The sequence below is a fragment of the Arthrobacter sp. TmtSoilC51 genome, from assembly GCF_055388015.1.
The window spans coordinates 4,382,912-4,407,277 of record NZ_AP035877.1 but is presented as its reverse complement, the minus strand read 5'-3'; the positions used below and the strand labels follow the sequence as shown (position 1 = coordinate 4,407,277).

Annotated in this window: 25 protein-coding genes; 20 read left to right on the top strand and 5 right to left on the bottom strand. The window is 60.5% G+C overall.

Translation table 11 applies throughout. The features are described 5' to 3' along the window. Position 1: 1 nt before the first annotated feature. The 3 genes from ACZ5G6_RS20100 to ACZ5G6_RS20090 all read left to right on the top strand — a co-directional run bounded on the left by ACZ5G6_RS20100 (position 2) and on the right by ACZ5G6_RS20090 (position 3,050). Complete coding sequence (locus ACZ5G6_RS20100; RefSeq protein ID WP_498687604.1) at positions 2-748, top strand: ThuA domain-containing protein; 747 nt, start codon at positions 2-4, stop codon at positions 746-748. A gap of 31 nt (positions 749-779) precedes the next feature. Then, a complete protein-coding gene (locus ACZ5G6_RS20095) occupies positions 780-1,991 on the top strand; it encodes a Gfo/Idh/MocA family protein (protein ID WP_498687602.1) in 1,212 nt (403 codons plus the stop codon). Positions 1,992-2,057: 66 nt separating this feature from the next. Then, complete coding sequence (locus ACZ5G6_RS20090; RefSeq protein ID WP_498687600.1) at positions 2,058-3,050, top strand: Abi family protein; 993 nt, start codon at positions 2,058-2,060, stop codon at positions 3,048-3,050. 37 nt (positions 3,051-3,087) lie between these two features. Here the strand turns inward: ACZ5G6_RS20090 and ACZ5G6_RS20085 are convergent, their stop codons facing one another. Further along, positions 3,088-3,981 carry a LysR family transcriptional regulator gene (locus tag ACZ5G6_RS20085; RefSeq protein WP_498687598.1) on the bottom strand — a complete coding sequence of 298 codons (894 nt, stop codon included), beginning with the start codon at positions 3,979-3,981 and terminating at the stop codon, positions 3,088-3,090. A gap of 116 nt (positions 3,982-4,097) precedes the next feature. Here ACZ5G6_RS20085 and ACZ5G6_RS20080 point away from each other — a divergent pair, with 116 nt between their 5' ends. The 3 genes from ACZ5G6_RS20080 to ACZ5G6_RS20070 are packed head-to-tail and all read left to right on the top strand — an operon-like array spanning position 4,098 to position 7,803. After that, positions 4,098-4,862 carry an enoyl-CoA hydratase/isomerase family protein gene (locus ACZ5G6_RS20080; protein WP_498687597.1) on the top strand — a complete coding sequence of 255 codons (765 nt, stop codon included), beginning with the start codon at positions 4,098-4,100 and terminating at the stop codon, positions 4,860-4,862. Between the two features lie 26 nt (positions 4,863-4,888). Further along, the gene (locus ACZ5G6_RS20075) at positions 4,889-6,484 is read left to right on the top strand and encodes an acetate--CoA ligase (RefSeq protein WP_498687594.1); all 1,596 of its coding nucleotides are present in this window, start codon (positions 4,889-4,891) and stop codon (positions 6,482-6,484) included. After that, positions 6,481-7,803, top strand: a complete 1,323-nt coding sequence (locus ACZ5G6_RS20070; RefSeq protein ID WP_498687592.1) for an MFS transporter — start codon at positions 6,481-6,483, stop codon at positions 7,801-7,803. The genes ACZ5G6_RS20075 and ACZ5G6_RS20070 overlap by 4 nt, the downstream gene beginning before the upstream one ends. Before the next feature lie 150 nt (positions 7,804-7,953). Here the strand turns inward: ACZ5G6_RS20070 and ACZ5G6_RS20065 are convergent, their stop codons facing one another. Together ACZ5G6_RS20065 and ACZ5G6_RS20060 are read right to left on the bottom strand one after the other, a co-directional pair. Beyond that, complete coding sequence (locus tag ACZ5G6_RS20065) at positions 7,954-8,496, bottom strand: hypothetical protein (RefSeq protein ID WP_223934560.1); 543 nt, start codon at positions 8,494-8,496, stop codon at positions 7,954-7,956. 9 nt (positions 8,497-8,505) lie between these two features. Continuing rightward, complete coding sequence (locus tag ACZ5G6_RS20060) at positions 8,506-9,744, bottom strand: fibronectin type III domain-containing protein (protein WP_498687590.1); 1,239 nt, start codon at positions 9,742-9,744, stop codon at positions 8,506-8,508. Positions 9,745-10,433: 689 nt separating this feature from the next. Here ACZ5G6_RS20060 and mpaB point away from each other — a divergent pair. The 14 genes from mpaB to ACZ5G6_RS19990 all read left to right on the top strand — a co-directional run bounded on the left by mpaB (position 10,434) and on the right by ACZ5G6_RS19990 (position 21,274). Then, positions 10,434-11,507: a daptide biosynthesis RiPP recognition protein gene (gene mpaB / locus ACZ5G6_RS20055; protein ID WP_498687586.1), complete on the top strand. Its 1,074-nt coding sequence runs from the start codon at positions 10,434-10,436 to the stop codon at positions 11,505-11,507. Further along, positions 11,504-12,784 carry a daptide-type RiPP biosynthesis aminotransferase gene (mpaD, locus tag ACZ5G6_RS20050; protein ID WP_498687585.1) on the top strand — a complete coding sequence of 427 codons (1,281 nt, stop codon included), beginning with the start codon at positions 11,504-11,506 and terminating at the stop codon, positions 12,782-12,784. The genes mpaB and mpaD overlap by 4 nt, the downstream gene beginning before the upstream one ends. Next, positions 12,781-13,995: a daptide-type RiPP biosynthesis dehydogenase gene (gene mpaC / locus ACZ5G6_RS20045; protein WP_498687583.1), complete on the top strand. Its 1,215-nt coding sequence runs from the start codon at positions 12,781-12,783 to the stop codon at positions 13,993-13,995. Before mpaD ends, mpaC begins: the two co-directional genes overlap by 4 nt. Before the next feature lie 4 nt (positions 13,996-13,999). Then, positions 14,000-14,143 carry a daptide-type RiPP gene (locus tag ACZ5G6_RS20040; RefSeq protein WP_498687582.1) on the top strand — a complete coding sequence of 48 codons (144 nt, stop codon included), beginning with the start codon at positions 14,000-14,002 and terminating at the stop codon, positions 14,141-14,143. Positions 14,144-14,189: 46 nt separating this feature from the next. Next, positions 14,190-14,315 carry a daptide-type RiPP gene (locus tag ACZ5G6_RS20035; RefSeq protein ID WP_263422335.1) on the top strand — a complete coding sequence of 42 codons (126 nt, stop codon included), beginning with the start codon at positions 14,190-14,192 and terminating at the stop codon, positions 14,313-14,315. A 59-nt stretch (positions 14,316-14,374) separates the two neighbouring features. Then, complete coding sequence (locus tag ACZ5G6_RS20030; RefSeq protein WP_498687579.1) at positions 14,375-14,512, top strand: daptide-type RiPP; 138 nt, start codon at positions 14,375-14,377, stop codon at positions 14,510-14,512. Positions 14,513-14,594: 82 nt separating this feature from the next. After that, complete coding sequence (gene mpaM / locus ACZ5G6_RS20025; protein ID WP_498687577.1) at positions 14,595-15,413, top strand: daptide-type RiPP biosynthesis methyltransferase; 819 nt, start codon at positions 14,595-14,597, stop codon at positions 15,411-15,413. Beyond that, a complete protein-coding gene (locus ACZ5G6_RS20020; RefSeq protein ID WP_498687575.1) occupies positions 15,410-16,642 on the top strand; it encodes a YcaO-like family protein in 1,233 nt (410 codons plus the stop codon). Before mpaM ends, ACZ5G6_RS20020 begins: the two co-directional genes overlap by 4 nt. A 41-nt stretch (positions 16,643-16,683) precedes the next feature. After that, positions 16,684-18,321 carry a daptide biosynthesis intramembrane metalloprotease gene (mpaP, locus tag ACZ5G6_RS20015; RefSeq protein WP_498687572.1) on the top strand — a complete coding sequence of 546 codons (1,638 nt, stop codon included), beginning with the start codon at positions 16,684-16,686 and terminating at the stop codon, positions 18,319-18,321. Next, positions 18,318-19,028: an ABC transporter ATP-binding protein gene (locus tag ACZ5G6_RS20010; protein ID WP_498687570.1), complete on the top strand. Its 711-nt coding sequence runs from the start codon at positions 18,318-18,320 to the stop codon at positions 19,026-19,028. The genes mpaP and ACZ5G6_RS20010 overlap by 4 nt, the downstream gene beginning before the upstream one ends. Then, positions 19,025-19,774, top strand: a complete 750-nt coding sequence (locus ACZ5G6_RS20005; protein WP_498687569.1) for a hypothetical protein — start codon at positions 19,025-19,027, stop codon at positions 19,772-19,774. The genes ACZ5G6_RS20010 and ACZ5G6_RS20005 overlap by 4 nt, the downstream gene beginning before the upstream one ends. Next, on the top strand, positions 19,775-20,464 hold the full coding sequence (locus ACZ5G6_RS20000) for a hypothetical protein (protein WP_498687567.1): 690 nt from the start codon (positions 19,775-19,777) through the stop codon (positions 20,462-20,464). A 28-nt stretch (positions 20,465-20,492) separates the two neighbouring features. Further along, positions 20,493-20,678: a hypothetical protein gene (locus ACZ5G6_RS19995; RefSeq protein WP_498687565.1), complete on the top strand. Its 186-nt coding sequence runs from the start codon at positions 20,493-20,495 to the stop codon at positions 20,676-20,678. After that, positions 20,675-21,274, top strand: a complete 600-nt coding sequence (locus ACZ5G6_RS19990; RefSeq protein WP_498687563.1) for an NUDIX hydrolase — start codon at positions 20,675-20,677, stop codon at positions 21,272-21,274. The genes ACZ5G6_RS19995 and ACZ5G6_RS19990 overlap by 4 nt, the downstream gene beginning before the upstream one ends. An 8-nt stretch (positions 21,275-21,282) precedes the next feature. Here the strand turns inward: ACZ5G6_RS19990 and ggt are convergent, their stop codons facing one another. After that, positions 21,283-23,124, bottom strand: coding sequence for a gamma-glutamyltransferase (gene ggt, locus ACZ5G6_RS19985; protein WP_498687561.1), 1,842 nt, complete (start codon positions 23,122-23,124; stop codon positions 21,283-21,285). 137 nt (positions 23,125-23,261) lie between these two features. Further along, a complete protein-coding gene (locus ACZ5G6_RS19980; protein ID WP_498687560.1) occupies positions 23,262-24,254 on the bottom strand; it encodes a LacI family DNA-binding transcriptional regulator in 993 nt (330 codons plus the stop codon). Between the last annotated feature and the right edge of the window lie 112 nt (positions 24,255-24,366).

Sequence of the window (24,366 nt, the reverse complement as noted above, 5' to 3'; positions counted from 1 at the left end):
AATGTCTGATTCAAAACTCAAGATTGTCGTCTGGAACGAGGCCGTCCACGAGGCCCGCAACGAGCCCGCCACTATCGGCGAGATGTACCCCGAAGGGATCCACGGCGCCATTGCCGGCGGTCTGCGCGGTTTCTACCCGGACTCCGAAATCACGACGGCGACACTCGCCGATCCCGAGCACGGGCTCTCCGAAGAAGTGCTGGAGCAGACCGACGTGCTGCTGTGGTGGGGACATATCGCGCACCAGGAAGTCAGCGACGAAGTGGTGGAACGCGTGCAGCGCCACGTGCTCGGCGGCATGGGTCTGGTGGTTCTGCACTCGGGGCACTTCGCCAAGATATTCACCCGCTTGCTTGGGACCACCTGCTCCCTGAAGTGGCGCAACGAGGGGGAGCGGGAACTCGTGTGGACGGTCAAGCCGTCGCACCCGATCGCGGCTGGTATCGAGAGCCCCATCGTCATCCCCAAGCAGGAAATGTACGGCGAACTGTTCGACATCCCCGAGCCCGATGACCTGATCTTCATCAGCTCCTTTGAAGGTGGAGAGGTGTTCCGCTCCGGCGTGACATTCACCCGAGGCAAGGGCAGGATCTTCTACTTCAGCCCGGGCGATCAGGAATACCCGGTGTACCACCAGCCGCAGATCCAGAGAGTTATTGCCAACGGTGTTGGCTGGGTGGCGCAGCCCGGTGTCTTCCGGGAGTCACCCGAGGTTTCCAACCCTTCGCGGGGCTGGTTCGAGGCCTAAGCCTTCCCATTTCACTTCAAGGAGCATCAGCATGACCACTTCCCTTCCTCCCGCTGGCCGTCCCCTGGGCGTGGCCGCCATTGGCTACGCCTTCATGGGCAAGGCCCATTCGAACGCGTGGCGGAACGTGGCCAGTTTCTTCGACGTTCCGGCCTTCGAGCAGAAGGTACTCGTTGGCCGGGACGCCTCCCTGGTGGCCGAAGCCGCCGCCAAGTATGGTTGGGCGGAATCCGCCACTGATTGGCGCTCCGTGATCTCGCGGGACGACATCGACATCGTGGATATCTGCGCTCCAGGCTGGATGCATGCGGAGATCGCTCTGGCAGCTCTGGCTGCCGGGAAGCATGTGCTTGTGGAGAAGCCGCTGGCCAACACTCTGGAAGAGGCCGAGTTGATGGCGGAAGCGGCTGCTTCGGCTCGTGCCCGGGGCGTGCAGTCGATGATCGGCTTCAATTACCGACGCGTTCCTGCGCTGGCATTGGCTCGGGAACTGATTGCGGAGGGCCGTCTCGGAACTGTGCGGCACGTCCGTGCCGCTTACCTTCAGGACTGGCTTTCCGACGTCGAAACCCCCATGAGTTGGCGGCTCCGGAAGGAAACCGCCGGTTCCGGCGCACTAGGCGATATCGCCTCCCACGCCATCGACCAGGTCCAGCATCTAACGGGTCAAACCGTCACTGAAGTGACGGGAACGTTGAGGACTTTTGTTGCCGAACGACCTGGCCCTGACGGTTTGGAGAAAGTAACGGTCGACGACGCCGCGTGGGCAACGCTTGGAATGACAGGGAATATCAGCGCTTCGGTGGAGGCATCGCGCGTGGCCACGGGGCAGAAGAACTCGCTCAAGATCGAAATCTATGGCTCACGCGGGTCGCTGACGTTTGACCTGGAGAACCTGAACGAGCTCGGCTTTATGGACGCTACGCTTCCGGTGCGGGAGCAGGGCTTTCGGCGGATCCTCGTGAATGAGCCCGAGCACCCGTACGCCGCTGCGTGGTGGCCGCAGGGGCACATCATCGGCTGGGAGCACACGTTCACGCATCAGGTCCGCGACTTCCTCCTTGCCATTCGCGACGGAAGCCTACCGTCGCCGTCGTTCGCTGACGGGCTCCAGATCCAGCGGGTGCTGGCCGCCGTCGAAGAGTCGGCGCGGAACAGGAGTGTGGTGACGGAGGTTCCAGAGTCACCCTCGGCGGCCGAGAACGCGTCAGGAAGACTCCTGGGCACGATTGTTCCGTGCTAGAGTTTGATCATCACGATCAGCCCGCTCGCCTCACGGCTCGGGCTGATTTTCTTTAACTAGGGGGTCGTGGCTGACTATAGGAAGCAGTGGCTTTCAGTCGAGGAGCAGATCCAAAAGTTGGCTTCGCGGGGTGTGGCGATTCCAAACGACGGGAGCGGTGTGCAGCTTCTTCGCGCCATCGGCTATTACCGGCTAACCGGGTATCTCTACCCCTTCCGGAATTCAGAGTTTTACCTTGATCAGTACGGTCGCAGGCGATTGCGCGTTCTTAACAACTATCGAGATGGCACCTCGCTTGAGGACGCAGCTGCAATCATCGACTTTGACCGTAAGCTGCGGATGTTGATTCTCGACGGAATTGAGAGGATAGAAGTCTCTCTCCGCATGCAGATTGGCTATACGTTGGGTTGTCGTTCTGCCTTTGCTCATCTGGAACCGGTCACGTTCGTCAGCGCCTTGACGAATCCCCCGATCGACGACTGCACTGGTCAGGTTGGCCCAAGCAAACATGAGCTTTGGATCGCTCGTATGCGAGAACGCCAGAACGCTTCTGACGAGGCGTTCGTTGCCCATTTTCGTGACAACTACGACGGTCGCATGCCGATTTGGGCAGCTACCGAGATTATGGAGATGGGACACCTCAGCCGCCTATACAGCGGCTTGGTGAGTTCAATAGCTACCGAGATTGCACTGGCGTATGGTGCACCTTCCAAACGCGTTATGAATAGCTGGATTGCGAGTCTGAACTATGTCAGGAATGTGGCTGCTCATCATGCCCGCATCTTCAATCGAAAGCTCGTAACAGCCCCCAAACGTCCGGGCAAAGGCACGGTTCCGATTCTTGATCACCTTCTTGACGAGACATCCTCGAAGCAAGTCTTTGGCCTCTATAACGCGTTGGCGGTCATGGCGTACCTACTTAGGGCGATCGATGAAGACGCTGATTGGACGCGTCGCGTTGTCGAACTGGTGAAGGCCTTCCCAACCGCCGGACATCTAACCGAAGAATCCATGGGCATGCCCGAGGGGTGGGCCGGCCTAGAGTTATGGAAGGCGTGATCGCTGGAATATAGGAAGAGAAAGAGCAGTCCCTTACTTACCCATGCCCGCCGGCCTCCAACCCCGCGCCCACAGCCTCAACGAACGCATCCGTCTCAGCTGACCTCCGGCTCTTCAACCACAACGCCGACGTCCGCCAGGCCAGGGGATCACCAACCAGCGGCCGCCACACAATTCCCGAAGGCAACGGAGTCCACGGCTCCTCATTGAAGTGCACCCCGCGGCCGGCGAGGATCAGTCCGTGCGTGAAGTGTTGGTTCCTCGCGTGCACGATCGCCGCCGGCAGGTACCCCGCGTCCCGGCACGTGTGCAGGAATGAGTCGTACAGAGTAGGGGCCATATGCCGCGGGAAGATGATCAACGGGTTGCCGGCCAAATCGCCCAGGGGCACAGAAGAAGCAGCAGCCAACGGATGCGCAGCATTCATCACCACTCCTAGCGCCCGCGAATACACTGGCCCCGACTCGAAACCTACGCTGCTCAAAGGGTGACGAACTACCGCAACGTCCAGTTCGCCGTCGCGCAGTCGCTCAACCTGCTCCACGGTGGTGAGCTCGTGCAGGTTCAGCAGAACGTCGTGCGCGGAAGCGCCAAAGGAAGAAACCATCGTGGACAGGGCAACGGGGTTTGTGTCCGGCGGCACGGCCACCTGCAGGATCCCTGAAGCGCCTGGCCGGATCCGGCGCATCGACTCCTGCGCCATGGCCACGTGATCCAGCACCCCACGTGCGTGCTCCAGCAGCAGAGCCCCTGCTTCGGAGAGCTCCACACCGGTGCGTCGGCGGTGGAACAGCAGCACTCCAAGCTCCTTCTCCAGGTCCTTGATCCGCTGCGACAGCGGCGGCTGGGCCATGTGCAGACGTTGCGCAGCACGGCCGAAATGAAGCTCTTCGGAGAGCACCACGAAGTACTTGAGATGGTGGAGGTCCATCGCCGCACCATATCAGTTTGGTATCAAGGCGAGTAGATATTGATGTTAGACGGGTCACATTCGCCGATGGTCAGATGGGAATCAAGAAGCCCCAACGAACCAAAGGAAACTTCCCAATGTCCCAGGATGTCCTCTTCGAACAGACCGGCCCCACCGCCATCATCACCCTCAATCGCCCGGACAAGCTCAACGCGTGGACCGAGGCAATGCGCAGCGAACTCATCGGCCACCTTGAAGGCCTCAAGGGCAACGAGGAAGTCCGCACCGTCATCCTCACCGGCAGCGGCCGCGCGTTCTGCGCCGGGCAGGACCTGGCCGAGACCGAGTCCATGAACCCCGAGGATCACGAATCCGCGGAAGCTTGGATCGATGGGTTCGATCGCCTCTACCGCGCTGTCCGCAACCTTGACCAGATCACCATCGCGGCAGTCAACGGCGTCGCCGCCGGCTCCGGTTTCCAGTACTCGCTCCTCGCGGACCTCCGCGTCGGTGACTCCAAAGTCCGCATGGGCCAGCCCGAAGTCCTCTCCGGGATCCCCAGCATCACAGGAATTTGGGCTATGTGGAGCATTCTCGGTAAGTCCAAAACCTCTCAGTTCGTCCTCACGGGCGAACTGGTGGACGCTGCGGAGGCTCAGCGCCTCGGCCTCCTTAACTACTTGGCGGACGACGGCGGCGTGCTGGCTTACGCGAAGGACCTCGCCTCGCGCTTGAGCCTCCTTCCCCCGGGCGCAGTCCGGTTGACCAAGAACCGCCTGCGCAGCCTGGAAGATGACGACCTCGCCGACGCCATGGCAGAAGCCAAGCGCGTCCACCGCGAGGCCTACGGCACCGGCGAACCACAGCGCGAAATGGCCCGCTTCCTCGCTGGCCGCCGCTGAGCCAGGAACCACGAGGAGGCAAACCCATGACAACCACAGCAACCCAAGACCGGTACACCGAACTGCGAAACAACCACCGCTGGGAGGTGCCGGAGCTCTACAACATGGCCGTCGACGTCGCCGACCGGCACCCGAGGGAAAAGCGGGCACTCATCCTGGAGTCCGCCGTCGAAGGTCAACGCGAGGTGAGCTGGGGCGAAATCCAGGACCGCTCCCGGCAGATCGCCGCCACCCTGCAAGCCGCGGGCATCAAGAAGGGCGACCGCGTCGCTGTCCTGCTGCCGCAGCGCTCCGACACTCCGGCCGCGTACCTCGGTGTGCTGCGGACCGGCGCCATCCTGGTCACCATGTCCCTGCTCTGGGCGGCCGAACCCATCCGATTCCGGCTGGAGGACAGCGGCGCGTCAGTGATCATCGCCGAGGAGTCCGCGAAGCATCTGTTCAAGGACTACGAAGGCACCTTCATCGACATCGATGGTTCGGCCATCAAAGAAGCGCCCACGGAGTTCCAGGATGTCGAAACCAAAGCCGACGACCCCGCGCTCATCTTCTACACCTCGGGCACCACCGGCCGCGCGAAGGGAATCGTCCACGCCCACCGGACCCTCCTTGGCCACAACGAGTTCGAGTACTGCCACCAGATCGGCGACGGCGATGTTTTCTACGGTGCGGGGGATTGGGCATGGTCGCTGGCCAAGCTCATGGGACCGCTCCGGCTAGGCGCAACTCACTTGGTCTTCCGGCCCGACGGCGGCTTCGACCCCGCAGCCCTGCTGGACAGCATGAGCCGCCACCGCGTCACCAGCGCACTGGTCAACCCGACGTTCCTGCGCAAGATGCGCGAAGACGTTCCCGACGCCGGGACTCGCTTCCCGCTGCACGTGCGGACGATTTGTTCGTCCAATGAGCCGCTGACGCCGGACTTGATCGCTTGGTTCCAGGCGCAGTACGGCGTGACGTTGCTCGATTACTACGGTTCTACCGAGTCGTACCCTCTGCTCGGCAACTACCCGGATGTGCCAGTGAAGCCCGGGTCCATGGGGCGTCCACTTCCTGGATGGGAAGTCCGCCTACTGGACAAAAACGAGCAGGAAGTCCCCATCGGTGAGACCGGCGAGATCTGCCTCCGTGCACGCTCCAACCCGCAATTTCCCTTGGGATACTGGAAGATGCCGGAGGCGTCAGCTGCCGCGTTCGGAGGCGGTTGGTACCACACGAAGGATCAGGCCTACGCGGACGAGGACGGCTACTTCTGGTTCCTGGGGAGGACCGACGACGTCATCAAAACGTCCGGCTACCGAGTAGGACCCTATGAGCTGGAGGCGGTCATTCGCGAACTCGATCCCGTGCGGGACGTGTCGGTGACCGGCGTGCCCGACGAGCTGCGCGGCCAGTCAATCAAGGCCTGGATCGAACTGATGCCCGGTCACGCTGGGGGAGCGGACCTGAGCGAAACCATCGTGGCGCATGTGAAGGAGAACTTCTCCCGCTTCGCTTACCCGCGATTCATTGAGTACGTATCCGAACTGCCGAAGTCGGCCACCGGAAAAGTCCAGCGGGCCCAGCTCCGCGAACTCCCACACGTTGTAGCCTCTCCCCACCTCGAAGGACAACAATCATGAATACGATGACCGAGAAAGTTGCTGAAACTGAATCTTCCCCCCGGCGCAGCCTGAAGCGCGTCGCTGCGGCAGCCGCCGTCGGAAATTTCGTCGAATGGTTCGACTCCGCGGCCTATGCGGTCATGTCCGTCACCATCGCGAAGCTCTTCTTCCCCGATTACTCCACGACGGCGTCACTTCTGGCCGTGTGGGCGATCTTCGCCGGCGGCTTCATCGCCAGGCCGCTCGGGGCGGCGTTCTTTGGACGCTACGGTGACCGGATTGGCCGCAACAAGATGCTCGGCCTGTGCGTGCTGATCATGAGCGCGGCGACATTCTGCATCGGTATACTGCCGACTTTCGCTGTGATCGGCGTGTGGGCTCCGATCCTGCTGTTCTTGTTCCGCGCCGTGCAGGGCTTCACCACTGGTGGTGAGTACACGGGGTCGTCGGCGTTCATCGTCGAATACGCTCCGGAAGGCAAGCGGGCGACCTACGCCAGCATCATCCCCGCCACAGTCGGCCTGGCTTCGGTTGCAGGTGCGCTGCTGGGTGCCGCGATCACCGCGACATTGAGCCCCGCCGACCTTCAGGCTTGGGGCTGGCGCATCCCATTCCTGCTCGCTGCGCCGCTGGGTCTGATCGGCCTCTACATCCGGTCCAGGGTGGACGACACTCCCGTTTTCCGCGGTCTGGAGAAGAAAGGCAACGTGGCCAAGAAGCCCCTGGGCGATGCCATTCGCCTCTGCGCCCGGCAGATCTTCACTCTCTTTGGATACAGCATCACAAACGCCATCGCTTACTACCTGATGAGCAGCTACATGATTGCGTACATGACCTCAAGCCTCCACTACTCCAGTACGGAATCAATGATCACTAGTGTGATAACGATGCTCGTGTATACGGGCGTCTGCCCTCTGGCCGCCCGCGCCAGCGACCGCTACGGACGCAAGCGGATGCTGCTGGTGGCGTGCGTGGGATTCGTCGTCATGACGATTCCGGCTTTCTCGATCATGCCGCTGGGTCTCGGCTTCGCAATCCTGGGCACGAGCATCCTGGGTGCTCTGGTCGCCGTGATCGGTACCTCAAATGTTCCGGCTTTGGTGGAGATGTTCCCTTCCTCGGTTCGGGCTTCGGGGTCCGCTATTGGTTACACGCTGGCCTACGTTCTATTCGGTGGAACCGCGCCGTTCGTTGCTACGGGATTGGTGGCTGGCTTTGGGACGCCGCTGGCTCCGGCCTTCTACCTGATGGGCATGGCCCTCGTGTCCGCGGTGGTCGTGGTCCTGTTCTTCCGGGAGACGAAGAACCTCTCGTTGTCGAGGACGACGGTTTTGTAGGTTTCCTTGTGCAAAGGCCCCCGCCGCTCAGTTTACTGGCTGACGGCGGGGACTTTTGCACATTCTGCCAAGGCCAACTTCGTGGATTCGGCTTCAGTAATTCTTTGGTGCTCAACAGATGGGGTTTGCATGTGCGAACGCGCAGGCTTCTCAGACCCAAGACTTCTCCGCCACGGCATGGAGGCCAAATGCTAATGCACCGGCTGCAAGGACGACGAACCCGACCCATCTTACGTAGTGAAGTTTGCTGCTACCCAGAGACATGACAGTGACTAGGAGCCAAGCCACGGATGCGCTCCAGATTCCAGCAAAAAAGGTGTAAACAGCCCATATGCCAGTGAACCCTGGATTTAGGTTTAAGGCAGCATCGGCGATCGCGACCGGAACGGCCGTTGCCGCGCCGGAAGTCATCATCGCAGGGAGTTGCAGCGCCAACCGCAGCTTTCCAGAAATAAATCTGTAGGTCGGAAACCAAATCAGAACCGCAGCCACGAGGGCAACTATCGAACCTTGGAATCCCGCGACAGCAACCTCCATGAGGACTTCATGCCCACTCGTGGATGCCCCCCGTGAAGCGGAAGAACCGGTGACGACTACTAGGGCACCGAGAAAAGTCCCAATGATCACGGCACCCAAGAATGACAGCAACTTGACCTGCTCTTTGCCCATATCCACCTTAATCGTCGCCGTCACTGGGCTCGACTAGTACGAACGAGCGTAGTTGATGGTCTGAGTGCCGCAAAGGCCGACTAGGCAGTGGAAGCCCGTGTTGCCGAGTTTGAACACATTCAACCACTGCTCAGTACCTGCCGTGGTATTGAACCTTGCCCAACCTTCATGTGCTGGCGCCTGCTGCCTGTTGCCGACTACCTCGACTAGTCCGGAACGATAGAACCGTACGATTACGCTGTAGGAGATTGAGCCCCCGTAGTTGACATCCCAGAGCTTGCAGTGCGGGTTGGAGGCGTCGTGCTTAAATCTTACCTGCGCGTAGGAACCAGCGGACTGGCCGTTTTGGAAGAGCATGTTTGAAGTGCTGGCGTATGATGTGGCGACAACCTGATTGTCCTTGTAGGTTACGCTTTTTCCAACATTCTTCGCAAGAACGAGCTTCTCACCGTCAGGGTTTTGCCAGTTCACATTTGCCCACATCATCGTCCGGTAATCAGGAGAATCGTATGGTGCGTTTATTGGGGGAGACCGAAACCCGCGGTTGTCACCTCCGAATGTGTAACGCGAATCTGCATAGTTGCACATAGAAGCATCGACTCTCGCTGGCGGGATGAATGTTTTGTATTGAAATGCTGTCCCATATGCCTGGTAAGTCATCGGCGTAATTGCTTGACCATCCTTCGATAGCGTTCTAAGTGTAAAAGTCTTACGCGATTCCTCCCCACTACGGTCGTCAACAGGTGTCACGACAGTGAATGTGTAGTCTGTCAATGGTCTCAAATTGTTCGTGGAAAACTTTCCCCGGCTCACGTACTGCAAGAACTTGCCGTTGAGATAGACGTCGGACTTGGTCGCCTCGTTCGGTGTCTCCCATGCAAGGCTCGCGGTAGTCGGAGTTACAGCCCAAGCCGAGACGGGCCTCATAGTTGAGGTGTCAAATTTGAGTTCCGATGCACTCAGAGTGTCTACTTCAACCTCAGGTGCATCACTGAGCTGACGGTCCTCGCCTAGTTTGGGTTTCCCGTTGATGCCAACCATGGAACCTACCCCTGCATCTGCCGGATCCATTGGAGGAGCTTTTTGGATGACAATCTTGACGGGCGTTTTCTGTCTGGTTGTGCCCAGAATTACTCGCTCACCTTCATCGGCATCATCGGAGACGACATCGATCTTCTTCTTGTTCAGATCTGTGAAATGAGAAGTTTGCTTTAGATCCAGCAAGATTCCCGGCTCTAATTCATCGGCAGCTGCCGGACCAATCGAAAGCAAGCAGCCTCCAGCCGTTATCAATACTGCCCAAATGGAAGTCCACTTCCTGAGCATACTTTGCTTGGAGCTCCTCATTGCTCATTCCCCATTTCGTTGTTGACCAAGGTGGTCTGTGGCCGTCGACCATCTGCGACGTCTGGCGCCGCTAGTAGTTCTGCTGCGGTTTAGGACAAAAACCCTATATATGACCTCATCCGCCGAAGGGTGTCGACTCCAGAATGCAACACGATTCCAGCACTAGGTGCTGAAATCGGGAGAAGTGAGTGCTGAATCGCGAGAAATGAGTGCTGACGACAGCCTTCTAGGTACTTAATTGGGCCCGAAATAGGTGTTGCTGGGCGTCTCTTAGGTGTTGCTGGCCCTTATAGAGCACCACGCATGAGCTGCGGCGTTACGCAAATCGTCGACTAAGCGCTCGATCGCTGCCAAGACCTCAGTTTGTGCCATTTGCGAAGCCTTCGGGATCTGCAAAGAGTGTCGGTTCCGGCCACCTCGAAAAGTATCCCGCCACTCCTCTAATTTGAATCCGTAGGACATCGCGCCAGGTGGAAGCATTCTGGATGGCGGTTGCCTCGACATGATCGGGCATTGATTCCCACCACCTAGACCACCCTTCCCCACCACCTAGATAGGGCCAGGCACCACCTATCTTTGGGGCATTCCACCACCTAGTTTCAATTTCCTCCACCATGGCACGCACGTCGGCCCATAGCTTCGTCTCAAGAACGACGGAACTATTGGGGGTTGGGGAATTGGCGTTAAGTCAGCAGCAGACCATTGCCGCAGCAGTGGATCAGTGGATTACGGGCATACCAGGGCGCATCGCAGGCCACGTCGTCTTCGTGGAGAATCCCGAGCACACCGACTACGCGAAGACGTTGGCAACTGAGGGCTCGGTCATCCTTGCTCTCAACGGCGACAAAAACGACGAAGCCATCACAACAGTGTCCGGCTCGTTCGACGCCGCCGGCGAAGAACTCATGGTGGACGGCACGCTCAGCCTCGAAATCCAGGACTACGTGGCCATACCTTTCGTGAATCTGGTGGGCGTAACGGTGGTCAGGATGACCACCAAAGAGGACTGGCAAGCCTTCTTGGACGATGTCGAAGAAGCTCGACGCTCGGGGCACTTCGTCCGGCAACTGACGGAAGTGAATGCTGTTCTGGCCGAGCGTGCCTTGCTCACGGGGATAGAACAGAAGAGCATGTCCTTGGCCAGGCTTCACATCACTTGGGATGGAAGAATTCTCAACGGCCCCTTTGGAGCAGAGATTGGCCGGGTCGGCGATGCGATTGGTGACCTGCGCGCAAAGTCAGTGGGCCCCGCATCAGCTATGGCTGCGGTCAACTGCGCGGCGGACATTGAGGCCCTCACAGCCAACCCCTGGACTCCGCGCTACCTGGCCGCTTTGGACGCATGGAAGTTCATTAATCGTGAAGCCCGCGAGGCCACCAGCTTGGTCGGCTTCGGAGCCAGCCTCTATGGCGCGTCATCGGGAGCCCCTTCGGCTTCCGCTCCTTTCATCGTCCAAAGGGCAGGGGAGTACACGCTGCTGGACACCAAGTCGGGTCGCGTCTTCAAGATTGGGGTTGACGCCGCCACCATCATCGAAGCCATATCCAACTTGCGGGACGCCAGCGCTGCTGCCGCGGTCATAGCGCCAGCCCTCAACGTCTCAGAGGCCGTGGCCACAGAATCCGTGACGGCAGTCCTGAATCAATTCGAACAGCTCGGCATTGACCTCATCGGCACAAACCGATGACCGCACCCCTAAAACCCCGGACACAGCTGCCGCTGTGGGTCCCGTTGGTGAGCCAGCACGATTTCGAGGCAGCAAGCCACACAGCGGTCAGTGCCCAAGGCGTCCACGTCACCTTCGAAGACGGACGACGACGGCTCTGCGCGAAGAGCGGCCTGTGGAACACGAACCTTGGCTATGGGAGTGCACAGATTGCCGAGTCAATAGCCAAAGAACTCGAAACAGCGTCCTACTTGCCACTTTTCCGGACTGCGCACGGCAAAGCCATCGAGGCATCCAAAGCCCTCCTTGAATTGCCCAAGCACCAATTCGAGCGCGTTCTCTTCTCTACGTCCGGAGGTGCCGCCAACGACGCCGTTATGAAGCTCGCCCGCCATTACTTTGTCCTGGACAAACAACCCGAACGCAAACTCGTCATCGGGTTAAGCGGCAGCTACCACGGGCTTACGTTCGGGAGCCAGGCACTCAGCGGCGACGACCTCGGCCAGGCCGTCTATGGCGTCGACAGGCGCAACATCCGGCATATCCGGTTCGACGACGGGGGCGTGGAGTTGGCCCAACTGATGCGAAGGGAGGGGCACCGCGTCGCAATGGTAGTCGTCGAGCCCGTCCTTGGTTCGGGGGCGGAAGTTGTACCGGACGCATTCGTGACTGCCCTCCTCAAACACCGGGATGAGCATGGCTTCCTTGTTGTTGCTGACGAAGTCGCCACCGGGTTCGGCCGTATCGGAGGGTGGTTCGCTTCAGATGAGTGGCGGGAAGCCCCGGACGTCGTTGTCACTTCCAAGGGACTTACCAACGGCACCAGCGCATGTGCCGCCCTCCTCATCGGCCAGCGCATAACCCAGCTCTTCGATAACAACGAGGCCGTCTTTGTCCACGGTGAAACCCAGGCCGGAACTCCAGCTACCTGTGCTGCGATTCTCGCCACGATTTCCGAGATGGAAAGGCTGGATCACAACACTCTGACTAAGCGGGTGTCCGAAGGCCTCGACGAGCTCATTACCAAGCTCCAGGGCGTTCCGAGGGTTGGCGAGTCCTCAGGACGGGGCTGTATGAGGGGCATCCTGCTGCGGACCAAGAGTGGATCATCCCTTTCTCCGAACGGTGTCCTGGCCGTCGTCCGGCGGATCCATCAAGCCGGGGCAATCGTGCAGCCTGGGCCGGGCCGGATCCAACTGCTGCCAGCACTGACCTATACACAGGAGAACTTCGAGGAACTCCACACGGCCATGGTCGATGGGCTGGCCAGAGCAGAACGCGATGGAGTTTTCGCATGATCGCGGATCGCACGTGGAACACGCGTTGCGTCGTCCTGGATCCGGGGATGGCACCCAACTACATCGGAGAACTTACCCGAGGCCGGACCGGACTCGTGGTGGATAACGCACTCGCGGGACAGAGGGATGCCCTCTTGGCCGGTGACTTAAAGGGAGCGCCAACCTTGGAGTTAAACGCTACCCCGGTCAACGTTGAGACCCTGCGGCTTGTGGGCAGCTTCATTCGCAAACACGGACTCCAGTCGGTTGTGGGTCTTGGCGGAGGTTCGGTGATGGACGCCGTAAAACTGGCGGCGTTGTTCACTGCGGACCCGAGCCTCACGATCTTCCTCGAACGCCATGCAAAGCGCTCGGGACTCATCGTTCTGCCTCCGGTCGCCTATCCAAACGAGCGCCCCCGCACCGTCCTCATGCCGTCAACCGTGGGGACCGGCGCGGAAGTTAGCGCCGTAGCGTGCCTGGATACCGCCGTCGGGCGCCGTTTGATCGCCTCACGTCACCTGTCCGGTGACGTGGCCGTGCTCGACGCCGACAATCTCGCCACCCTGCCCACGCGGCTGCTTTTCGAAGGGTTGCTTGAGGCGTTCCTCCGGGTGGCGGGGACCATGGTTGGCAGCAGCTCCAGCATGTTCGACGACGACGGTCACTCACTTCTGGCGCGGATCGTCCGGCTCGGGAATCGAGTGGCACGGGAGGATTCGCCCGAGCTGAGACTGACGGCGGCCCACCTCAGCATGGAGACACACACTGGCTGGGCCCTGATAGGTCGTGATCCGTACGGAGCGAAGCACTGGTATGTCGCCAACGAACTCGCCCATGTCACGGGGGCCCGAAAGATGACCGCCACGGCCTCGGTGATCGGTCCCATCTGGGAGGAGATCGCCAACGGATCCGCAGCCTGGGGTGATCGTGGACTACTCCTGAAGCTCTGGTCGGCGGTTCTGGGTGCGGATCCTTCATTGGACCCCAACCCAGCCAAAGGCATCAACCAATTGATGTGGCGGTGGGGCATCGCGGGTCTGGAGGTCATCGGCGAGCAGGCGTTGATGAAGACTTCCGAGGCTGCTCTCCAGAACTGGGGCGGCGGGCTGCCGATGTTGCGGGCCCTTGATGCCGTGCAGATCCAGCATGTCCTCTCCAAGGCAGGGCTGGAACAACAAATCTTGCCAGGCCCAGTGGGCGAGCTACGAGCGGCAAGGGAAAGGGGGTGAGCACTTGGGCAGCACTCTTGCACCCAGGACTTTGGACCTCACCGTCCAGGAACTGGAAACCATCGACGTCCCTGACGACTGGAGCGAACGCATCCACGGCATCACCGTGGGCCTCGCATTAATCGGGATCGCCGTCAGCATCACCTGACGAACACGCGCAGTCCTTCAACCCGCGCGAAGGGAGGTGAACGCAAATGCAGAAACAGCTCAACATCTCCATCCAGGAGATCGAGTCGCTGGACACCCCGGACTTCAACAACTGGTTCATCGGAGTATCCCAGGGAGTTGCCATCGGCATTATCGCCGTCAGCATCACCTAACCCGTCCGGGAAACGGAACGGGCCAACAACAAAGACCCAACACCAAGAAAGGAGACGCAATGATCGCAAACTCGAACCTTCAGCTGACCATCGAAGAACTGGAGAACCTCGACACCCCGGACGATACACCGTGGTACATCCGCGTAGGTGACGTCATCATCATCGCCGGCATCGTCGTCGGAATCGCAGCCACCTAGCTGGTGCACGCGGGTGGCGCGACGTTTCGCCGCCGCCCGCGTGTAACCCGGACACCTACCAACTCCCGGAGAACACGAGCTGATGAATACCCCGCCCGACAAATCTGCTGATGCCATCCTGCGCGTCCTTGGCCATGTGGATCCGCCCGAGGATCTGTACAGCGTTGCTGGCTCCCGCCTTTACGACCAGATCACCGCTGACGACCTGACCGAACTTCCTGAGATCCTGGCTGCGGCACGTAAAACCGCCGGCCCCATTCTTGAATTGGCTGCGGGATCGGGCCGGATCACCCGGCCGCTCCTTGCCTTGGGACGTCGTCTGACCGCCGTCGATTCCTCGCCGGAAATGCTTGCGATGCTGGCGGAAAGGATCGGGACCAAAGCCTTTAATCCCCGCGAAGTGCCGGTGGAATTGCTCGAGGCGGACATGTCCCGATTTGAGATCGACGGCGGCTTCGGTTGCGTCGTTCTGGGCGCCAGTTCCATCACGCTCCTGGACCCCCAAGACAGGAGGGAGTTGTTCCGCCGCGTCCGTGACTGCTTGACGCCCGGCGGCCGCTTCCTGATGACGGTACTGAACGCCGACAGTCACCAGGCAACAGAAGGATACGACGGCGGGACCACAGTTTCAGCGCTGGGCGAGGACGCATTCCTTATCACCGTGGAAAGCCGTGATCCGGTCAACGGGGCCCGGCACGTGACCATGATCCACGTTGGCTTCAATGAAGGAGGAACGTACCGATCGTCCGCGTATTCGAGCGACATCGCCTTCGTCAGTAACAGCCTCATCGAGGAGGAGGTGCTGGCAGAGGGCCTCGCTATCCTCGAGCGGCGGCCGGTCCGCATCGCCACCCCGGTGCCCGGCCTGAACGACATCGAGTTGTGGGTGTGTGGCAGATGAGCATCGATCCAGTACTTACCCTCGATCCTTCGCTGGGTCTGGTGTCCTCGGCAACGGTCTATCTGCCCAACGACGTTGGGCTTTGGCGTACCGTAGCGTCCCTCTCAAATGGGCGGCCCGATGCGAAAGGGTTCGCAACCGCCGTCGGTGCTTTTGATGTGAAGAAGCGGTCCTCCATGACGCGGGGCGCAGGCGAGGCCGTAGAGCGTTTCGCGCTGGCGCCGGTGGCAGCGGATGCTGAGCATCTTCTTGCGGCGAGGGACGCGGTGGACAAGCGCATCGATTTTGTCACCGCAGGGTTGGGACGCGCCTCTGCCCTAGCTTTCGACTTCCCGTGGTACCGGGCAACGGACTTGCTGACAGGCCAGGAATCACACGTGCCGGCACCTGTGGTGGACTACACCGCCGGGGGTTCCACGCATCCGGATCCATGGAATCGGTTCTTTGATCCGTCGCCGAACGGCGCGGCGTCCGGTCCGTCAGAACGCTTCGCGCAAGTATCCGGCATTGGTGAAGTCATTGAACGGGATGCCTTCCTTTCTGCCTGGCGCCAAAGGGTTCCGCTGCACGAGTTCGTGGCGGGGTCGATGCCGGCAGATGTGCTCGACGCGCTCTCGACACGGAATTTCCTCCTGCTCCTGGAGGCTGCACGCAAAGCTGACATCGCCCCAACACTGGCCTTCATCCCACAGGGTAAAAGTCCTTTGCATGTTGCGGTCTGCATCATCGCTGGAGACACCGGGCACGGCCACTTCGGTGCTGTTGGACTCAAGGCGGCCGCGGACCCCGTGGCCGCTCTGAGAGGAGCCCTGCAGGAAGGCCTGCAGATTCGCGAACTCTTCCTTTCACGGATGCCGTCGGCAGTTCCATCACCGGAAGTGATCGACGACGAATCCCGCGCCGAGCTCTGGACCACCGGGCAAGCCCTGGCTGAATTGCTTCTGTGGGTTCGAACCTTCAGGCCTGCGCACATTCCGGCGGTCAAACCCATACCGAACGTCGATGTCCTGGTGAAGTATTTGGCGGGGCGAGACATTCGATCACATTGGGTCAGCCTCACCCACCGCCTCCCAGCGGCAATTCAGGAGCTCGGGTGGGTAGCCGGCAAGGCGATTTGTCCCGGTGCGGTTCCCCTGACGATGGATGAAACGAAGGGACTGGCCCAGATGCCGTCCGGTTCGGTCTGTGATCCCTCCGGTACGTCCCTAACACCGCACCCACTGATATGAGAAAGCCCTCCATATCCGGATCGTCGAAGATTCCTACACCCGTGCAGTGGCCCGTCCAGTTGGCGCCAGCGGCGTCCATTGATCAACCGTTGGTGGACGGCGGCCCCTGGATTGTTGCCATAAACAGTGTTCCAAAAGCCCGGGTTTCAGCAGATGTGGCTGCTGTGCTCAGGACAATTGACGGCGAGAGAAACCCTGCCCAGATTGCCCACCTTTTGGGGTTGCCGTGGACGGCTGCCGACGTGATGGGAATCGTTCGCCAGTTGACGCACACAGGCATCTTCGACGGCGGTGCGCACCCACCGAGGGACCGTCGGGTTCAGTTCCGGGCACCATTAACGGTGCAGTTCACCTTGTTCAATCCGGCGCCGCTCCTACTGCGATTCCGTCCTGTGGTCGCTGCCTTTGCGCGGCCAATCGCTGCGATACCCCTTGCCTTTATCCTCATGGGCGGCATGCTGGGCGCCTTGACGGCTGGCCCAAGCATTTGGCGGGTCTTGGCGACGCCGCTGCCACTCGCGGTGTATCTCTACGTTGCAGGTGCGATGTTTGCCTCCACGCTGCTGCACGAACTCGGCCATGGAATGGCCCTCAGCTACTTTGGCGGTACGCCCCGGCGCATTGGCATCATGCTGTTCTACTTGTCTCCTGCATTCTTCTGCGACGTAACCGACGGCTGGCGGTTGAGCTCACGAAAACAACGGGTGGTGATCGCCCTCGCCGGGCCCCTTGTCCATCTTGGTCTGGGGAGCATCGCACTGGCGGTACAGATTTTCCTTCCGGCATCCTCGGTGAAAGATGCGGCTCTACTCTACGGCGTCATTTGTTGGGCTGTCGCCATCTTGAATCTCTTTCCGTTCATCAAGCTGGACGGCTACGTTGCCTTGATGTCGGCCGTGGACATTCCCCACCTTCGCCAGAAATCCGTTAAGGCGCTGGCCGACGTCGTTGGCTTCCGGCTTCTTGGAGCGCGGGCCGCTTTTTGCGGTAATGGTTGGCTTCCGTGGTTCGGATTGGCGAGCTTCATCGCGGGAGTCGGCTTCATGATCATTGGCTTTCAACGCATTGTGCCGATCTTCCTGCAGCTCGGATTCGCAGGGCACATCGTGGTGTTTGCCGTTCTTTGCCTGCTCATCGTGGTGGCTTGCAGGAGCGTAGTTCAGTTTTTCCGTGTGGCCGGGCAGAACGGCAGCCCAGTCTGGAGGCGTGCCCTCATCATGCTCCTGGGAACTCTTGCCGTCGGGGCGCTTCTCGGCGTGGTACCGGTCAATCGGGTGACCGTAGCGGGTTACACCTACATGAATGGTCAGCTGCACATCGTGACGCCCAACGGAGCTGGGGATCACGCGCTCGAACCGGGCGACAGCGTCGCCTTGCAATCGCAGGGAATGATCTTCCACGAAAACCTGGGTCGGGCCACGATCGGTGACCACCCGCCGTCGTCATCCCTCGCACCTGTGGAGACCATCGTTCCCATAACGCTCGCTGGCACCACGCTGCCCGTGTTGGCCTACGTCGGCCAGGTGGAGGAAAGCACCTCCCTCCCCGCTTCCGGGCGCGCAGAGGTAACCAGCCGAAGCCAAACAACTTTGGGGGAGTGGCTCTGGCAAGCCGTTTCACAATCGCCGTTATGCCCCGGACATCCCGAACGCGACGACTCCACGAGAGGGCACTCATGACAATCCACGCAAGCTTCGAGGGATTCAGCAAGAGACGGGGCCAACGGCTTGCCGTGGATGATCTGACGTTCGATGTGCATGCCGGGCGGGTTGTGGGATTGATCGGGCCCAACGGTGCCGGAAAGAGTACGGCACTCGCCGGGCTGACGGGTCTAGTAGAGGCGACGTCAGGCCGGGCAACGGTTTTCGGCATGGACTATCGCTCGCTGAAGAGGCCTGCCACCCACGTTGGAGTGAACTTGGACGGGATGGAAGTGGAGCCCGGATTAACGGGGCGCCGTCATCTTCAGATCTGCCGGCTGGCGGCAGGGGTGAATCGGGAAAACGTCGAGCGGGTTCTGGAACAAGTGGACCTTGCGGCCCACGCGGACAGGAAGGTCCGGGACTACTCGCTGGGGATGAAACAACGGCTGGGGATTGCATCCGCCATCATCGGAAACCCTCGCCTCCTTGTCTTGGACGAGCCTGCCAACGGTCTCGACCCGGAAGGCATCCAGTGGCTGCGAGGCTTTCTGCGCGGGTTCGCCGAGTCCGGCGGGAGTGCCTTGGTCTCAAGCCACCAGCTATTGGAGCTCGAACAAGTGGCCCACGACGTCCTCATTCTGAAGCAGCGGACGCTGTTCCACGGGACCCTTGAGGAGGCGAAGATTCTTGGTGGCGGCAGCCTCGAATCGGCGTATTTCAAGATCCTGGAGGGTGCCCGGTGACGGGGCATCCGAACTCCAACTGGGCCTGTGGACTAGGTGCAGAGCTGCTGAGGTACTTCAGCGGATATTCGGTTCTGGGCATCCTCGCCTTCAGCGCTTTGGTTCCGTGGTTCGTGGCCAACTTCCTGGGGTGGCCGGATAGTGCAGATCAGCTGTCCGCGACGGAAAACATCAAAGCGTTTTGGGCTTTGGCCACCAGCATTGCGATCGTGGCTACGTTTGCCGGGAGCTACCTTGTGACCCGCGAGTCCTACTACGGGACGCTCCGGCGCAGCGTAGTGATGTCCGGGCTAGTACACCTTGTGGCGGTCAAGTACGCTGCGGCGCTTGTGGTCGGCCTCGCCACTTTAGCGGCGGGGATCCTGGCTTGGGGAGCCAGCGTCGCCTTCACCCTGCCACCCGAATTGCGCGTGGAACTCCTCACTCCGGAATCCTGGCGGGCCTTGCCCGGAGTCGTGCTCTCGTCCGCTGTTGGTTCCCTGTGGGGTTGCTCGCTCGGGTGGATCATTCGGCACTACTACGCGACGACGATCGTCACCATGCTTATTCCGCTGGCAATCGAACTGCCGGTCCTGGCAAACGATCCCGAAATAGGGCGTTGGCTGCCGTGCGGTGCGTTGGCAGGCATTGCCTCTCTTCCCTTTGAGGGCCTTCTTCAACCAGGCCCAGCGTTCCTGGTCTCGCTGGCGTGGCTCCTCGCAGCGAGCGCCGGGGTGGTCGGCGTGCTCAAACGGAAGGAGTTCTAAATGGTGTCCGCACTTCTTGCGGATCTTCGCCGCCCTTGGCTGTGGAAGGGTTCAGGGATTGCTTTCCTGCTGGTGATCGGACTCCTGGGCACGCTCCTGGTGGCAGCCAATCTAGAATCCACCACTCGCGGTCCGGGTCTCGAAGGAGCTCTGCGAGGGGCAGGACTATCGCTCATGCTCACGGGCGCGGGCGTCATGGGCTCCTGTTCGTTCACGGCCGACTTCCGGGCGGGGTGCCTTACACACCGGGTCCTGTTGTTCCAAAGGAGCCCCGCATTTATTGCTCGAGCCCTGACAACAGCTCTTGCAGCAATCCTGGGCGGCGCAATGGTTGGCATCTGCTTCGGTCTTGCCGGGGGAATAGTCGCCGAAGGTTGGCAGCTCAGCCCACACGTGGTGCTGGCCTTCGCTGGAATCGCAGCGATGGGATCCGCTTGGGGATTCGCGATTGGTTCCCTCGTTCGTAACCACCTTGTGAGCCTCTTCGCGGTTCCTCTCAGTTTGGTACTTCCTCAAATCCTGTCTCCAGGCAGTGCCGAGACGTACCTCTTCCCGTTCCAAGCTGCCGACTGGGCGAACCAAGCGGCAGTCCACATACCGGCGTCGGAGTCTTTCTTCGGGGCTGTTGCATGGCTGTTAATCATCTTGGGGGCAGCCTGTGTTGTTTTCTCCAAGCGTGACTTGGCCTGATAACTACCAATAAATCAAGGAACTCATTGTGAATCGTAAACCGTTGGTATGGCTTCTTCTCGCCCTCACCATGGCCTCCTACGCCATCTACATTTTCCTCTCAAGCGGCAGCGAATCTGTTTGGTCCCTTATTTCCGGAATCATCATCGCAGCAGCTTCGTTGGTGATGGTGTGGAGATTCTGCCGGGAACTCAAGACCAACCGCCAAGAGTGAACAACTCGGACGAATTGTGGCGAAAACTCTGGACTACGCGTGCGTACAAAGGTTTTGTCACCATCAATCAGGACACCTACTTGGAAGCTGACGGCTCAGTTTCCACCTGGGACGTCATTGCGAGCCCGGACTCCGCAGCGGTTCTCGCCTTCACGGAGGGCGGAACCGATGTGGTGCTGTTTGAGCAGTTCCGCGTCGGGCCAGGGAGGACATTGCTGGAACTGCCCGGAGGCTACCTGAATGAGAACGAGACTCCGGTATATGGCGCCCAACGCGAGTTGGCCGAGGAAACAGGCTATGAATCGTCAGCCGTCTACTATGCAGGATCGGAATGGTGGTCCGCCAACTCAACCCGGCGGAAGCATTTGATCATTGCGGCAGAAGCCCGCCTCGGCAGCGACCCAGCGTGGGATGCTTCCGAGGCGGGTTTCGTGCGGCTACTGCCAAGCGACGAACTGATGGACTACCTGCTAAGCGGTGAACTGACGGACGCAGGGCTAGCCTGCCGCGGACTCATGAAGTTCGCTGCCAGCACTCCACAGAGCCCGGAGTTGGACAAGCTGCAGGCAACAGTCCGAGGCCTGTTTCCGGGCTAATACATCAATCACGGTCCGCTGCTTGGCTTCAAAACCATGGCCGATCCACCTCCACGGCGTTTCGGCTCAGCCGCTGCCGTGAGCTTTCCGCCGTCGCCGAACTCAATGGCCGTAGCCGCACCGATTTCGGCTAATGAGGTGAAGGCATCACCGGCCGGGACCAGATTGTGCCCCAACGACTTCAAACCGGGGCCGTAAGCATCAATGAACGCCTGCTCGGAACTCACGGTGAGCCCGTTTCGGGGAGCTGCACGCGGAGCGGCGATGGCCTCGGAGATGTCCATACCCAGGTCAACACGGTTCAGGATGGTCTGCAACACGGTGGTGATGATGGTCGATCCGCCGGGGGAGCCGAGGGCCAGAAACGGATTACCGTCTTCCAGGATGATGGTTGGCGACATCGAAGAACGGGGACGCTTGCCTGGCTGGATCCTGTTGGGATCAGTCGCCTTATATTCGGCGCTGAAGTCAGTCAACTCATTGTTCAACAGGAAGCCGCGGCCTGGGACGACGATCCCGGATCCACCTGTCTGCTCAATGGTCAGGGTGTACTCCACCACGTTTCCCCATTTGTCGGCGACCGTCAGGTTGGTGGTGGAAAGGTTCTCGGTGTCCGTCTCGTCGGCGAGCGGTGCGGCCCCGGCCGGGCACGCGCCGTCGTACGTTGTGATGTTACCGGGGTCCACCGGTTTGGGCGCTGCCGCCGTCGGATCAATCTCGCAAGCGCGTTCTTTACCGAAAACCGGATTGGTGAGGACAGCAGTGGGCACGTCAACGAATTTCGGATCTCCCACATAGGCGCCTCGGTCAGCGAACGCCAGCGAGCTGGCCTCGAAATAGTGGTGCAGCGCGTCCACCGGCTGCATGTCCTTCAGATCGAAGTTTTCAAGAATGTTGAGCGACTCGCCAACCGTGGTGCCGCCGCTGCTGGACGGCGCCATGCCATAAACGTCATAGCCGCGGTATTTCACGTGCGTCGGAGCCTGGTCAATCGCCTTGTATGCAGCCAGATCGTCGGTGGTCATGAACCCGATCGGCACGGGAAGATCAGTCTCGCCCGATTTCGGCGGCGCCTTTACTGCGGACACGATCTCTTCTGCGAGGGGGCCCGTGTAGAAAGCACTGGTGCCTTGCTTCGCCAGCAGGCGGTACGTCTCGGCAAGCTCGGGGTTCTTGAAGACACTCCCGACGGCGGGAGCGTCACCGCCGGGAAGGAACAGGTCCTGCGTGGAGGTGAAGGTGTTGAAGCGGAATTTGTTGTCCAGGGTCTGGTTTCGGAATGTCTCGTCCACCACGAACCCTCGGTTGGCTACCTTGATCGCGGGCTTGAGTGCCTCGCCCAAGTCCAAAGTCCCCCAACGCTCAAGTGCGCGTTCCCAAGTGGCCGGGGTGCCGGGGACGCCGACGGAGACGCCGCTGGTTGGCAGTTCGGGCCGCTTCGTCGTAAAGAGATAGGGCTTGCCAGTGGCGGGATCGATGAACGCATCGTTCGGCATGGCTGCCGGCGCCGTTTCGCGGCCATCAATGGTGCTGACCTTCTTGGTCTTGGCGTCGTAAAACACGAAATAGCCGCCGCCTCCAATGCCGGCGCTATACGGTTCCGTCACGCCCAAGGTCGCGGCGGCGGCGACCGCTGCGTCGGCAGCGTTACCGCCCTTGCGGAGGACTTCGATGGCGGCCGCCGAAGCTTCCGGATCCACCGTGCTTACGGCGCCGCCGTATCCGGTGGCGGTAGGGTTCTTATCGGTTTCGCGAGGATCGGCGAAGGCAGGACTAGCCACCGCTCCGCTTGTCACGCTTAGGGCCAGGGCTGCGGTGACCGCAGCCAATTGGCGTCTCACATGTGTCATGGTTCTCCCAGAATTTTCCCAGACGATGATGTGGTTGGACGGTCCGGCCACCCTACTCCGGGGCTTTGGGGAGATTCAACGGTTGTTTTCGTCGCCAAAAGCTGCCATGCGGCTCAGCCTCTGAACGGTCCGGTTCGTCAGGCGCGGGACGATTTGCGAACGATCAGCTCGAAGTCAAAGAGTTCGTTGACGATTGTCTTGCCCCCGTCGGCGTCGACGTTCCCGTCGACCAGGATCTCAACGGCGCGGTTCGCAATGGACTGCGTTGGCTGCCGAATGGAGGACAGAGGAGGCACGGAGAATTCGGAGGCGGCAGTGCCATCGACGCCGATCACCGCAAGCTCTTCCGGAACATGGAGGCCAAGTGTGTATGCGGCGAACAGGACGCCGTGCGCCTGTTCGTCCGTTGTTGCGTAAATGGACCTGGGTGCGTCGGCGGCGCGGAGCCACTCCAAGGCAACTGCGGCCGCTCCGGCCCTGGATATCGGCGAGGCCCGTCTGGAGACTGTCACGGATGTTCCGGAAACGGCTCGCTCGAAACCTGCAGCATGCTGCCTGGTGCCCACGGAGTCGAGGGGCCCGTTCAGCAGACCGATGCTCCGGTAGCCCTCTTCCAACAAATGACGGGTGGCCACGTACGCGGCCTCCTCGTAATCGATGGTCAGGGATGACGCGTGCTGTCCGGCGGAAAGCGGGTGGAGGGCCACGACAGGAAGGCCGGCCACATTGATCGGTTTGAGATCGGGCTCGTCCAGGAGTGAGACAAGGATGATGGAGTCCACTTTCCTTTCGATGAAGGACTCCATCAGGCGCCGCTCCTGCTCCTCCACCGTTGCGGAGTCGCCGATCAACAGCAGATGGCCACGTTCGGCGGCCGCAATCTCGACGGCCCTGGCGAGTTCGGCAAAGAAGGGGTTGGCGATGTCCGGAACTATCAGGCCAATGGACCTCGTCTTACCTGCGCTCAGTGCGCGCGCCAAAGCGTTTGGCTTGTAGTCCAGTTCCCTGGCAGCCGCGAGCACGCGTTCACGGGCAGCTGCGGAGACTGCGCGGGGGCCGTTGTTGAACACGTAACTGACAACAGCGTTGGACGTTCCGGCCAGTTTTGCCACGTCTCTGGCTGTCGGCATTGGCTTCTCCTCGCGTCGCGGACCTCTAACCGGGTAGATCTGTTGATCATAACTGCTGGGCCCGGTGATTCAACTGTTGGGAAATCTCTTGTCAAAGCCTTTTCCCACGAGT